Origin of the sequence: Mycobacterium sp. E2479 (assembly GCF_001667925.1) — a bacterium.
Lineage (GTDB): Bacteria > Actinomycetota > Actinomycetes > Mycobacteriales > Mycobacteriaceae > Mycobacterium.
Window position 1 is genome coordinate 26,417 of record NZ_LZJR01000111.1, and the last position, 12,970, is coordinate 39,386.

Sequence of the window (12,970 nt, forward strand, 5' to 3'; positions counted from 1 at the left end):
GCGGCAATGGTTTTCGGGGATTTCGCAGCGCTGTCACCGGAAGTGATCTCCACCCAGATCTATACGGGCCCGGGCGCGGCGCCGTTGCTGGGGGCTGCCGCGGCTTGGGACGGGCTGGCTGCCGAGTTGCACTCCGCGGCGGCATCGTACGGATCGGTGATTGCGGAACTGGCCGGCGAGTCGTGGCAGGGCCCGGCCTCAGAGGCGATGACCGCCGCGGCGGCCCCCTATGTGGCGTGGCTATCGACCACAGCGGGCCAGGCCGAAGCGACTGCCGTCCAGGCCCGGGCCGCGGCCGGCGCCTACGAGGCCGCGTTGGCGGCCGTCGTGCCGCCGGCGGTTATCGCGGCGAACCGCAGCCTGCTGGCCACGCTGTTGCAGACGAACGTCTTGGGGCAAAACGGCGCGGCGATCGCGGCGACCGAGGCCGAGTACAGCCAGATGTGGGCCCAAGATGTCGCGGCGATGTTCGGGTACGCCAGCGCGTCGGAGTCCGCCGGCGAGTTGACGCCGTTCGAGAAAGCACCGGCGACCACCAATGACACCGGTTCGGCGACCCAGGCTGTCGCCGTCGCCGCGTCGGAGTCGCAGTCGTTGTCGTCGTGGCTCAAACAGATCGAGGACTACATCACTTCGCTCACCGGCCAATACACCAAGTTTTGGCAGGACTTGATCGGCGGGGCCACGGGGAGTACTGAGATCGCGCCCTTCTGGGAGACGCTGTATTCGACCATTTCGCAATTCGGCACACAGGCGACGTGGACCAACGTTGTCAATTCCAGTACCAGCATGGGCATCTCGCAGTGGAAGAACTTCTTCATCTATGCGCCGTGGAGCGCCGCGATGTCGAAAACGTCGTTGGGCGCCGGTCTGGCGTCTCCGGGGCATGTGGCCGCGGCCGTCCCAGTCAAGCCCGTATCGGCGGTATTGGGCAACGCGCCGACTGTGGGCAAATTATCGGTGCCGCCGAACTGGGCCACCGCGGCGCCGGCGATCAGGCTGGCCTCCAGCGCGCTACCGGCCACCAGCCTCGCTGCGGCCGCCCCGGCAGGTATCCCCGGCGCCCTGGTCAACGAGGCGACGCTGGGCGGCCTGGCCGGCGGCGCCCTGGGCAGCCCGGCGGCGCGTGTCGTCAGCTCGACCGGCATCGAGGCGCCCGGAATCACCGGCGAACGCCGCACGAAGCCGGTCAAGCTGGACCGCATCATCGCCCAACTTCAGGAGATGCCCGACCAGGTACAGCACTGGAACGTCGACGAGGCCGGCCTCGATGACCTGGTCGCCAAACTCAGAACAACGCCCGGCGTACACGCCGTGCACGTGACCGAGGGCGAGGAGATCGCCGTCGGATCGTCCGGCTCGAAGCTGGGGTAGCGCAAGACCGGAACACCCGCGAAAAACCACCATCAACGTACGCATCGAAGGGGGATGCATGAAACTGCTGTTAGCGCTTCTCGGTGTATCGCTGGGGATCGTTACCGCGGTCCCCGCGCACGCCATACCAGGCGAGGATGAGGCGGCCGCCGACGAAAACAATGAAGTCTTCATCGCTGACCTACATACGGTGGGCATCAGCTTCCAGGACCCGAACCAAGCCGTGAGCGCCGGGAAAGCGGTCTGCGGCTTGCTCGCTCGGGGTGTATCGGGTCTTCAACTCCTCAACGACCTGCGGGACAACAACCCCGCACTGACCACCAACGGCGCCGCCCAGTTCGCGACGATATCGGCGAAGGCGTATTGCCCACGGCAACTGGACGCCTCGGCGGGACCCGGCGCCAAAAGCGGATGAACGACTGAGGGTCAACAGCCGCAAGATAATCCGCGACCGCATCACAGCACGACACCGCAATGGCCGAAACCGATCCCCTTCACTCCTTAGAGAAAAGCCTGATGTTGCAGCATAACTCGCCCGCCGTTGAGCTGGGGTCAGTGACGGATTTCGGTACGCTTCCGCCGGAAAGCAATTCCGGGAGGATGCATTCGGGTCCCGGTGCCGGGTCAATGATGGACGCCGCCAAGGCTTGGGGTGCGCTGAGCGCCCAGCTCAGTGACATGGCACTGAGCTATCGGGCGGCTATCTCAACGCTGGATTCCGAACAACGAGGTGCTCCGGCGACGGCGATATTCCGTGCCGTCGCAGACCATCTCGCTTGGCTCGACGCTACCGCCGCGCGGGCCCGTCAGACGGCAGCCCAGGCCAAGGAAGCCGCGAGCGCCTACGGTTTGACGCGTGCGGCGGTAGTGGCGCCTCATCTGATCGATGCCAATCGGTTGCAGCGGATCGCGCTGGCCGCCTCGAACTGCCTGGGCCAAAGCAGTGCGGCCATCGCGGACACCGACGCCGACTACGAAAGGATGTGGGCCCAGGACGCCGCCGCCATGTATGCCTACGCCCGTGCCTCGGCCCGCATCTGGAAGCTGACGCCGTTCAGTTCGCCCCCGCCTCCCGCCGGCCTCTGCGAGGCCGCGCACCATGGCCCGGGGTTCAGCGAGCCGTCCCGAAACTGGCGTCTGACGGTGGCGCCGGAAGTAATCGCCACCGGCTGCCAAGTGATCTCGACTATCTCAGAAGCGCTCGATGAGTTGTCCTCCTCCCCGCTGGCCACCTTCGACGAGTCCCTGCTGCCGATAACGGCACCCTTGTCCAGGCTGAGTGCTTTGTCGGCGCCACTGGACTTCGCGCTCAGCCACCTGAGTTCGGTCAACAAGGCCGCCTCGTTGAACAGGGCCGCCGTCATGTGGTCGCTGCGGCCCGGAGCGGGCCGCACGAATCACGCGGCGCCACGTGTGAGCGTCGGTAGCGGGGCGGCAATCGGGATCTTGTCGGTTCCGCGGGCGTGGACTCGATCAATGCCCAGCCCGAAGTCGCCGAGTCCGCAAGCAACTCCCGTGGATCGCAGCCAATGAGCTCGCCACTTTCCATTCGGTGACACCATGTCGCCTCGGCCAAACCGACCGGTAGTTTGTTCGCCATTGCTGTTCGCGACGGGGGCAGGGGGGCTACGGTCGGGTGATGAAACGGCTTTCGAGTGTTGATGCGGCGTTTTGGTCAGCGGAAACCGCGGGCTGGCACATGCACGTCGGGGCGTTGGCGATCTGCGACCCGAAGGAGTCCCCCGAGTACAGCTTTCAACGCCTCCGTCAATTACTGATCGAACGTTTGCCGGAGGTACCGCAGTTGCGGTGGCGGGTCACCGGCGCGCCGCTGGGCTTGGACCGGCCCTGGTTCGTCGAAGACGAAGAGCTGGACGTGGACTTCCACGTCCGCCGCATCGGTGTTCCCGCGCCCGGCGGTCGCCGCGAGCTCGAGGAACTGGTGGGCCGGTTGATGTCCTACAAGCTGGACCGCTCCCGGCCGCTGTGGGAGATGTGGGTGATCGAGGGCGTCGAGGGCGGCCGGGTCGCCACGCTGACCAAGATGCACCACGCCATCGTCGATGGGGTCTCGGGTGCCGGCCTGGGTGAAATCCTGTTGGACGTCACACCGGAACCGCGTGCGCCGCAACAGGAAACGGTCGGGTCGCTGGTGGGTTTCCAACTGCCGGGGTTGGAGCGGCGGGCCGTGGGAGCGCTCATCAACGTCGGTGTCAAGACGCCGTTTCGCATCGCGCGGCTGATGGAGCAGACCGTGCGCCAGCAGATCGCCACCCTGGGTGTGCGCAGTAGGCCGCCCCGCTATTTCGAAGCGCCCAAAACCCGCTTCAATGCACCGGTCTCGCCGCACCGGCGCATCACCGGCGCCCGCGTCGAACTGGCCCGCGCCAAGCTGATCAAGGACGCGTACGGCGTCAAGCTCAACGACGTCGTACTGGCCCTGGTGGCCGGGGCCGCGCGTGACTACTTACAGAAGCGCGGTGAGCTGCCGGCCAAACCGCTGATCGCCCAGATCCCCGTCTCGACGCGGACCGACGACGACAAGGACGACGTCGGTAACAAGGTCAGCTCGATGACCGTCTCGTTGGCCACCGATGTCGACGACCCCGGTGAGCGGCTGCGGGCCATCCACGAAAGCACCCAAAGCGCCAAGCTGATGGCCAAGGCGTTGTCCGCGCATCAGATCATGGGGCTGACCGAGACCACGCCGCCCGGGTTGTTGGGTCTGGCCGCGCGGGCCTACACCGCCAGCGGGCTGTCGCGGAACCTGGCGCCCATCAACCTGGTCGTCTCCAACGTCCCCGGCCCGCCGTTCCCGTTGTACATGGCGGGCGCCAAACTGGATTCGCTGGTGCCGCTGGGGCCGCCGGTGATGGACGTCGCGCTGAACATCACCTGCTTCTCCTACACCGACTACCTGGACTTCGGTTTCGTGACGACGCCCGAGGTGGCCAACGACATCGACGACATGGCCGACCGGATCGAGCCGGCGCTGACCGACCTGGAGAAGGCCGCCGCGCGGGAGAACGGTTAGGGGCCGCCGCCGTCAGGCCTAGTCGCGCTCGGGCGGATTCGTCGCGTACACCCAGGACAGGAATCGAGCCACGGCCTCCGCGGACCGATGCGCCCGTGGGGAGCTGAAGATGTCGAAAGCGTGCTGGGCGTGCGGTAATTGGGCGTAGGCGACCGGGTTTTTGGATACCCCACGCAGTTCCTCGACGAACTCGGCGGCCTCGCCGACCGGGATGAGCGAATCGTCGTGGCCGTGCAGGACGAAGAAGGGCGGTGCGTCGGCGCGCAGCCGCCGGATCGGCGAGGCGTCGACGAAGATGTCGCGATGCGCAGCGAATTTCTTTTTGACAACCAGCTTTTGGAGCATGTCCACGAATTCGCGCCGGCCTTCGCCCTCGGTGGAGAACCAGTCATAGCGCCCGTACACCGGCACCGCGGCCACCACCGAGGTGTCGGCGTCCTCGAAACCGGGCTGGAATTTGGGGTCGTTGGGCGTCAGCGCCGCCAACGAACAGAGGTGGCCGCCGGCGGATCCGCCGGTGATCGCCACGAAGTTCGGGTCCCCGCCGTAGCGGGAGATGTTCTCCTTGACCCAGGCGAGCGCGCGTTTGACGTCGATGATGTGGTCGGGCCACGTATGCCGCGGCGATACCCGGTAGCCGATCGACACGCACACCCAGCCGCGCGCGGCCAGGTGGCTCATCAGCGGATAGGCCTGGGGGCGGCGCATTCCGATCACCCAGGCGCCGCCAGGCACCTGCAGCAGCACCGGCGCCTTGCCGTCGCGCGGCAGGTCGCGGCGGCGCCAGATGTCGGCGAGGTTGGCGCGCCCGTGCGGGCCGTAGGACACCACGTTCGTCTTCTCGACGTAGCGCCGGCGCGCGATGGTGTTGCCCAGCGGCAGGGTGCGTCTGCCGCTGCGCGTCGGCGTCGTCTGGGGCAGCTTGCTCAGCGCCTCTTCGTAGTCATCGCCCAGTTGGTCGCGCAGCCCCGCCTCAAGCACCGGCCCGGGGGTGGTGACGCCGCGATACTTGATGACGCCCAGGATGGCCCAGGACGCCACGGTCAGCGCCAGGGCGGCTTTCCCGCGCCGCCCCGCGAAGTCCCCGCGCCGACCCCGCCGCAGCGCGTCGAGCAGCGAGGCGGAGAAGTAGATGCCGGGCACCTCCGAGGCCGGCCAGCCATACCAGAAGACCAGTACGGTGCTGTAGCCCTTGCGGGCCAGCGGGCGTAATCCGTTGGCGGCGTTGATCAACTCGAGCCCGGCCCGTGCGAGCGGCCGGGGCTTTGTGATCGTTCGAGGCAGCCGCTTCACCCCTTCACCCGCGCTTGCAAGTCGGCGCGCAGGACCTTGCCGGTGCTGCTGCGCGGAAGTTCGTCCAGGACCGTGATTTCGCGGGGGATTTTGTAGTTGGCCAGGTTCTCCCGCACGTGCTGCTTGAGCGCCTCAGGAGCGGCGGCCGCGTCGAGCGAGGCGCCGGGCTGCAGCACCACGAAGGCTGCCAGCCGCTGCCCGTATTGTTCGTCGTCCACGCCGATCACCGATGCCTCCGCCACGTCGGCGTGTGCCACCAGGATCTTCTCCACCTCGATCGGGTACACGTTCTCGCCGCCGGAGACGATCATCTCGTCGTCGCGGCCGACGACGAACAGGCGCCCCGCCTCGTCCAGATAGCCCAGGTCGCCCGACGACATGAAGCCGGCGTGGAAATCCTTCCCTTTGCCGGTTGAGCCCTCCGTGTAACCGTCGAACTGAGTGTTGTTGCGCACGTAGATGCTGCCGACCTCGCCGGTGGGCACCTCGTTGAATTCCGGGTCCAGGATGCGGATTTCGGTTCCCCCCGCGGGCCGGCCGGCGGTGTCGGGTGCGGCCCGCAGGTCCTGCGGAGTGGCGGTGGCGATCATGCCGGCCTCGGTGGCGTTGTAGTTGTTGTAGATCACGTCACCGAATGCGTCCATGAACGCGATGACCACGTCGGGCCGCATCCGCGATCCCGATGCCGCGGCGAATCTCAGGGATCGGCCGCTGTAGCGACGTCGCACCTCGGCGGGCAACTCCATGATGCGGTCGAACATCACCGGCACCACGGCAAGCCCGGTGGCCTGGTGGCGGTCGATGAGATCCAGCGTGGCCTCGGGGTCGAATTTGCGCCGGGTGATCACCGTGCAGGCCATGGACGCGGCGAAGATCAACTGGGAGAAGCCCCAGGCGTGGAACATGGGCGCGACGATCACAATGTTTTCCTCGGCCCGCCACGGCGTGCGGTCCAAAATCGCCTTGAGCGTGCCTATTCCGGCGTTGCCGCCGGTTTGGTTGGCGCCCTTGGGTGTTCCGGTGGTGCCGGAGGTGAGCAGGATCATCCTGCCCTTGCGGCCGGAGCGGCGGGGTTGTTGCCCGGCGTGATCGGCGATCAGCTTCTCGACGGTGACATCGTGTCTCCCGTCCGTCCAGGCCACGACGCGGCTGGCGTCCGGCTTGTCCGCCAGGGCGCGGTCCACCGTCGGGGTAAACTCTTCGTCGTAGACCACGGCGTCAACGCCCTCGCGGTTGACGACCTCGGCCAGCGCCGGCCCGGCGAACGAGGTGTTGAGCAGCACGACGTCGGAGCCGATCCGGTTCACGGCCACCACCGCTTCGACGAAGCCGCGGTGATTGCGGCACATGATGCCCACAACCTTCGGCTGGCCCCCGGGCAGGTGTTGCAGCGCGGCGCCGAACGCGTTGATCCGTTGATCGAGTTCCCGCCAGGTCAGCGTGCCGAGTTCGTCGATCAGCCCGGGGCGGTCGGGGCAGCGCTGCGCCGCACCGGCGAAGCCCACGGTCATGCCCATGCCCTCGCGGCGCATGGCCGCGGCCATCTTGAGGTAGCGGTCGGGCCGCATCGGCGCGATCATGCCGGCGCGGCTCAGCGTGGTGATCAATCCGAGCGTCTCGCTCAACGGAATTCGCATCGCTTAGCCCAGGATCGGGAAGCGACGCTTGGCGGCCAGCTCGGTGAGGGCCTCCTGCATCACCGACCGCACGTACTCGTCGACCTCGTCGACATCGGGGTCGTCGCCGAACTGCTTGGCGATGTCGATGGGTGGGAGCACCTGGGTCACGATCTTGGTGGGCAGCGGCAGGTTCGGCGGGATCACCGCGCTCAAGCCGAAGGGGAAGCCGAAGGACAGCGGCAGAATCGCGCTGCGCAGCAAGCGTTTAATGCCCAGCCGCTCGGCCAGCCAGGTGCCGCGGGTCAGATAGAGCTGGGTTTCCTGACCGCCGATGGACACCGCCGGCACGATCGGGACGCCGGCCTCGATCGCGGTGCGGACGTATCCCTTGCGGCCGTCGAAGTCGATGACGTTCTCCGAGCGGGTGGGCCGATAGGCGTCGTAGTCTCCGCCGGGGAACACGATCACCACCCCGCCGGACCGCAATGCCTGCGCCGCGTTCTCGCGGTTGGCGCGGATGTATCCGGTGCGGCGGAAGAAGTCTGCGGTGGGCCCGGTCATCAGGATGTCGTGGCTCAGCGTGTAGACCGGGCGGTCGTACCCGAGTTTGTCGTAGAAGTGGATGCTGAAGATCGGAACGTCCATGGGGAACATGCCGCCGGAGTGGTTGCCGACGACCAGCGCTCCGCCGGGTGGGAACGTGTCCAGGCCGTGCACCTCGGACCGGAAGTATGCCTTCAGGACCGGGCGCATGACCGCCATCAGCCGCTGGGTCAGGCCAGGGTCGAACTTGCCGATGTCCCCGCCGTCGGGTTTGCCGTTGTCGGTCACGTTCCTCCCTTGACGCCCGCGCGGGGCCGCTTCGCCGAATCGATGGTAGCGACAAAGGCCCGGCGGCTGTCATGGTGTTTCGTATTCGAAGACCCGAAGGTGAGATGGGTCGGGCCCCGGGCGCAGCCCGGCCGGCACCGGGCAACCGGCGCGGGCGGCGCTCGACGCCCGCCGTCCGGTGCGTATCGGGAAACCCTCAACGTCCTGATCGACAGAGGTGCGCCGGCGATTTGTCCGCCCGGTACCGGCGGAGGCACGCCCTGCGGTCCGCCGGAGCATCTCTGGCGTGCGCTGAATCACCTTTTACCGCAGCTGTTTTCGTCATCGATTCCCTGGCGAGGTAGCCAGGCGCAGATCACCGGCGTGCGCAAATCGGCCCGCCCGCACGGTCGTGCCGATACATTCGATGGGCCAGCTGGTTTCTAGACAGGAACGAGGCCGTCCATGGGATTCATGTCACCGGAACTTCCGGACGTCGATCGCAGTACCTGGCACACGCTGCCGCGGGCCACCCGACTGCAAGTCGTGACCCGGCACTGGGCGGAATACGGATTCGGGACACCGTACGCGGTGTATTTGCTGTACCTGCTCAAGATAGCCCTGTACGTCGTCGTACCGGCCGCGGTCATCTCGCTCACCCCCGGGCTCGGTGGCCTGGGCCACATCGGTGACTGGTGGACGCAACCCATCGTCTACCAGAAGGTCGTCATCTTCACGCTGTTATTCGAGGTCATGGGCCTCGGCTGCGGATCCGGGCCGCTGACGGGGCGGTTCATGCCACCGATCGGAGGCATCCTTTACTGGTTGCGGCCCAACACGATTCGCCTGCCGCCCTGGCCCGGCAAGGTTCCGTTCACCGGTGGTGACCGCCGTACCGTCATCGACGTTGCGCTGTATGCCATCGTTCTGATCGGCGGGCTGTGCGCGCTGCTGTCACCCGGCCACGGCGGGCCGGTCACCGCCACCGGCGACGTCGGCCTGATCGACCCCGTCCGGGTCATCCCGACGATCGTCGCCCTGGCGCTGTTGGGACTGCGCGACAAGACCATCTTCCTGGCCGCCCGCGGCGAACACTATTGGCTGAAGCTGCTTGTGTTCTTCTTCCCGTTCGCCGATCAGATCGCGGCGTTCAAGCTCATCATGCTGTGCCTTTGGTGGGGGGCGGCGACCTCCAAGCTCAACCACCATTTCCCGTACGTCGTGGCGGTGATGACGAGCAACAACGCGCTGCTGCGGCCCAAGCTGTTCACCCCGATCAAGCACCTGCTCTACCGCGACCACGTAAACGACCTACGGCCCACCTGGTTGCCGAAGCTGATGGCTCATGTCGGTGGCACGACAGCGGAATTCATCGTTCCCACGATCCTGGTGTTCGTCGCCGGCGATCAACCGTGGCGGTGGTTCCTGATCGGGTTCATGGTGGTCTTCCACCTCAACATCATTTCCAACCTCCCGATGGGAGTGCCGTTGGAGTGGAACGTGTTCTTCATCTTCTCGCTGTTCTATCTCTTCGGGCACTACGGCGAAATTCGTGCCACCGATCTTTCCTCGCTGCTGCTGCTGGCGCTCGTGGTGGTCGTGGTGGCCATCGTGATCGCGGGAAACATGTTCCCCGAGAAGATTTCGTTCCTGCCGGCCATGCGCTACTACGCCGGCAACTGGGCCACCAGTCTGTGGTGCTTCCGGGCGGGCGCCGAGGAGAGGGTCGACGCCGAGGTCGTCAAGAGCTCCGCGCTCGTGGTCAATCAGCTGGCCCGGCTCTACGGCCCGGAGACCGCCGAAATCATGGCGGACAAGGTGGCGGCGTTCCGCGCGATGCATATTCACGGGCGGGCGCTCAATGGCCTGTTGCCGCGGGCGATCGGCAACGAGGCCGACTACAAGGTGCGCGAGGGCGAGGTCGTGGCCGGGCCCCTGGTCGGGTGGAACTTCGGTGAAGGCCATTTGCACAACGAGCAGCTGCTCGAGGCGGTACAGCGGCGCTGCAACCTCGAGGACGGCGACCTTCGCGTGATCGTCCTCGAGGGTCAACCCATCCATATCCAAAAGCAGTGGTACCGCATCCTCGACGCCAAGACCGGATTGATCGAGGCGGGCTACGTCACCATCGAGGACATGGCGTCGCGTCAGCCATGGCCCGAGCCGGGTGACGAATTTCCGGTCCACCTCACCACGCAGCCCGTCCTTCACGGAGAGTCGTGACGAAGGCGGTCGTCGTCGGCGCCGGGCCCAACGGCCTGGCCGCGGCAATCCACCTCGCCCGCCACGACATCGACGTCCAGGTGCTAGAGGCGCGCGACAGCGTCGGCGGCGGAGCACGCTCGGGTGAGCTGACGGTGCCCGGCGTCATCCACGACCACTGCTCGGCGTTTCATCCGCTGGGAATCGGTTCACCGTTCTGGCAGCAGGTGGACCTGCAACGCTACGGCCTGGCGTGGAAGTGGCCGGAGGTCGATTGCGCACACCCGCTCGACGACGGGACCGCCGGGGTGCTGTACCGGTCGATCGATCGGACGACGGCCGGGATGGGTCCCGACGCCTCGCGGTGGCGCCGCGCGATCGGGGACCTCGCGGCCGGATTCGACGCCCTGGCCGAAGACTTGCTGCGCCCGGTGCTCAACATTCCGCGTCACCCGGTTCGCCTCGCCGCATTCGGGCCGCGTGCGGTGCTGCCGGCCACTACATTGGCCAGGTGGTTTCGTACCGAGCAGGCCCGAGCGCTGTTCGGCGGATCGGCCGCGCACGTCTACACCCGGCTGGACCGCCCGCTCACCGCGTCCCTCGGGCTGATGATCCTGGCCAGCGGCCACCGGTATGGATGGCCGGTCGCCGAAGGGGGATCGGGTTCGATCACCAAGGCGCTCGCCGCGGCCCTGCAATCGCACGGCGGTACCGTCGCCACCGGAGTGACCGTGGGCGGCCGCCGCGACATCCCGGACGCCGACATCATCATGCTCGACCTGAGCCCGGCCGCGGCGCTGCACCTCTACGGCGACCTCATGCCCGGGCGCATCAAACGCTCCTATGCGCGCTACCGCCAGGGATCCTCGGCCTTCAAGGTCGACTTCGCCATCGAGGGTCACATCCCGTGGACCAACCTCGACTGCGGTCGCGCCGGCACGGTTCACCTGGGCGGCACTTTCGCCGAGATCGCCGACACGGAACGCGAACGCGCGCAAGGCAAGATGGTGCCGCGGCCGTTCGTCCTCGTCGGGCAGCAATACCTGGCCGATCCCTCCCGGTCGGCGGGCAACATCAACCCGATCTGGGCTTACGCGCACGTGCCGTTCGGCTACACCGGCGACGCCACCGACGCCGTAGTCGACCAGATCGAGCGGTTCGCCCCTGGATTTCGCGACCGCATCGTTGCCAGCGTCAGCAAGGGCACCGCGGATTTGGCGGCCTACAACCCGAACTTCATCGGCGGCGACATCATCGGCGGCGCCAACGACGGGCTGCAGGTCATCCTGCGCCCGCGCGTCTCGGTCAACCCGTATGCGACGGGTGTGCCGGGTGTGTACCTCTGTTCGCAGTCCACGCCGCCGGGAGCGGGCATCCACGGCCTGTGCGGTTACTACGCCGCCGAGGCGGCGTTGGGCTGGGTCTGCAAGCGCTCTCCCGGGTGATGTTCAGCACACGATTTGACCTGTACCGATGGCCATCCTGCACAGGCGGTGATCCACACCATTACCGGCTCGGCGATCGCGCCTGTCGCTGATCTAGGCTGACCACAGGCACTGTGCGGCTCACATGCAGCAGGCACGGCGAAGACGACCAGGAAAGACAGGGAGAAATCAAGTGACGGTCCGAGTAGGTATCAACGGCTTCGGTCGAATCGGGCGGAACTTCTACCGGGCCTTATTGGCTCAACAGGAGCAGGGCACCGCCGACATCGAGGTGGTCGCGGTCAACGACCTCACCGACAACGCCAGCCTGGCGCACCTGTTGAAATTCGACTCCATTCTGGGCCGCCTGCCCCACGACGTCAGCCTCGAGGGTGACGACACGATCGTCGTCGGCGATAAGAAGATCAAGGCGCTCGAGGTCAAGGAAGGCCCGGCGGCGCTGCCCTGGGGCGACCTGGGCGTCGACGTCGTCGTCGAGTCCACCGGCATCTTCACCAACGCCGCGAAGGCCAAGGGCCACCTGGACGCCGGCGCCAAGAAGGTGATCATCTCCGCGCCCGCCACCGACGAGGACATCACCATTGTGCTGGGCGTCAACGACGGCAAGTACGACGGCAGCCAGAACATCATTTCCAACGCCTCGTGCACCACGAACTGCCTGGGGCCGCTGGCCAAGGTGCTCAACGACGAGTTCGGCATCGTCAAGGGCCTGATGACCACCATCCACGCCTACACCCAGGACCAGAACCTGCAGGACGGGCCGCACAAGGACCTGCGCCGGGCGCGTGCCGCCGCGCTGAACATCGTGCCGACCTCGACCGGTGCCGCCAAGGCCATCGGCCTGGTGCTGCCCGAACTGAAGGGCAAGCTGGACGGGTACGCGCTGCGGGTGCCGATCCCCACCGGCTCGGTCACCGACCTGACCGCCGAGCTGAAGAAGACCGCCACCGCCGACGAGATCAACGCCGCGATGAAGGCCGCAGCCGAAGGGCCGATGAAGGGCATCCTGAAGTACTACGACGCGCCCATCGTTTCCAGCGACATCGTCACCGACCCGCACAGCTCGATCTTCGACGCCGGCCTGACCAAGGTGATCGACGACCAGGCCAAGGTGGTGTCCTGGTACGACAACGAATGGGGTTACTCCAACCGCCTCGTCGACCTGGTCGCCCTGGTCGGCAAGTCGCTGTAAG

General features: G+C 66.8%; 10 protein-coding genes. 7 read left to right on the plus strand and 3 right to left on the minus strand.

The window, feature by feature from the left end; genetic code table 11:
- Nucleotides 1-6: 6 nt before the first annotated feature.
- The 4 genes from A5686_RS17155 to A5686_RS17170 all read left to right on the plus strand — a co-directional run bounded on the left by A5686_RS17155 (nt 7) and on the right by A5686_RS17170 (nt 4,408).
- Entirely contained in the window at nt 7-1,374 is a 1,368-nt protein-coding gene (locus A5686_RS17155) for a PPE family protein (RefSeq protein ID WP_067936647.1), read from the plus strand.
- Between the two features lie 58 nt (nt 1,375-1,432).
- On the plus strand, nt 1,433-1,789 hold the full coding sequence (locus tag A5686_RS17160; RefSeq protein WP_067936650.1) for a DUF732 domain-containing protein: 357 nt from the start codon (nt 1,433-1,435) through the stop codon (nt 1,787-1,789).
- Between the two features lie 140 nt (nt 1,790-1,929).
- Entirely contained in the window at nt 1,930-2,907 is a 978-nt protein-coding gene (locus A5686_RS17165) for a PPE family protein (RefSeq protein WP_231986401.1), read from the plus strand.
- A 106-nt stretch (nt 2,908-3,013) separates the two neighbouring features.
- Nucleotides 3,014-4,408 (plus strand): wax ester/triacylglycerol synthase family O-acyltransferase, encoded by a 1,395-nt coding sequence (locus A5686_RS17170; RefSeq protein WP_067936717.1) that lies wholly within the window; start codon nt 3,014-3,016, stop codon nt 4,406-4,408.
- 18 nt (nt 4,409-4,426) lie between these two features.
- Here A5686_RS17170 and A5686_RS17175 read toward each other — a convergent pair whose 3' ends face one another.
- Genes A5686_RS17175 through A5686_RS17185 form a run of 3 tightly spaced genes read right to left on the minus strand, consistent with a single transcriptional unit; the run spans nt 4,427 to nt 8,082 of the window.
- Nucleotides 4,427-5,692, minus strand: a complete 1,266-nt coding sequence (locus A5686_RS17175; protein ID WP_197520610.1) for an alpha/beta hydrolase — start codon at nt 5,690-5,692, stop codon at nt 4,427-4,429.
- Nucleotides 5,693-5,697: 5 nt separating this feature from the next.
- Nucleotides 5,698-7,338 carry an acyl-CoA ligase FadD12 gene (gene fadD12 / locus A5686_RS17180; RefSeq protein WP_067936658.1) on the minus strand — a complete coding sequence of 547 codons (1,641 nt, stop codon included), beginning with the start codon at nt 7,336-7,338 and terminating at the stop codon, nt 5,698-5,700.
- Between the two features lie 3 nt (nt 7,339-7,341).
- On the minus strand, nt 7,342-8,082 hold the full coding sequence (locus A5686_RS17185) for a lysophospholipid acyltransferase family protein (RefSeq protein ID WP_231986402.1): 741 nt from the start codon (nt 8,080-8,082) through the stop codon (nt 7,342-7,344).
- Nucleotides 8,083-8,595: 513 nt separating this feature from the next.
- Here A5686_RS17185 and A5686_RS17190 point away from each other — a divergent pair.
- From A5686_RS17190 to gap, 3 genes are all read left to right on the plus strand, one after another.
- A complete protein-coding gene (locus A5686_RS17190) occupies nt 8,596-10,353 on the plus strand; it encodes a DUF3556 domain-containing protein (RefSeq protein ID WP_067936662.1) in 1,758 nt (585 codons plus the stop codon).
- The gene (locus A5686_RS17195) at nt 10,350-11,777 is read left to right on the plus strand and encodes an NAD(P)/FAD-dependent oxidoreductase (protein ID WP_067936665.1); all 1,428 of its coding nucleotides are present in this window, start codon (nt 10,350-10,352) and stop codon (nt 11,775-11,777) included. The genes A5686_RS17190 and A5686_RS17195 overlap by 4 nt, the downstream gene beginning before the upstream one ends.
- 172 nt (nt 11,778-11,949) lie before the next feature.
- Nucleotides 11,950-12,969 carry a type I glyceraldehyde-3-phosphate dehydrogenase gene (gene gap / locus A5686_RS17200; RefSeq protein ID WP_067936668.1) on the plus strand — a complete coding sequence of 340 codons (1,020 nt, stop codon included), beginning with the start codon at nt 11,950-11,952 and terminating at the stop codon, nt 12,967-12,969.
- Nucleotide 12,970 lies beyond the last annotated feature (1 nt).

What these genes read in the sequence shown, in the direction of transcription:
- A5686_RS17155 (WP_067936647.1), top strand. Translation starts at nt 7, where the DNA reads ATGGTTTTCGGGGATTTCGCAGCGCTGTCACCGGAAGTGATCTCCACC.
- A5686_RS17160 (WP_067936650.1), top strand. Translation starts at nt 1,433, where the DNA reads ATGAAACTGCTGTTAGCGCTTCTCGGTGTATCGCTGGGGATCGTTACC.
- A5686_RS17170 (WP_067936717.1), top strand. Translation starts at nt 3,014, where the DNA reads ATGAAACGGCTTTCGAGTGTTGATGCGGCGTTTTGGTCAGCGGAAACC.
- fadD12 (WP_067936658.1), bottom strand. Translation starts at nt 7,338, where the DNA reads ATGCGAATTCCGTTGAGCGAGACGCTCGGATTGATCACCACGCTGAGC.
- A5686_RS17185 (WP_231986402.1), bottom strand. Translation starts at nt 8,082, where the DNA reads ATGGCGGTCATGCGCCCGGTCCTGAAGGCATACTTCCGGTCCGAGGTG.
- A5686_RS17190 (WP_067936662.1), top strand. Translation starts at nt 8,596, where the DNA reads ATGGGATTCATGTCACCGGAACTTCCGGACGTCGATCGCAGTACCTGG.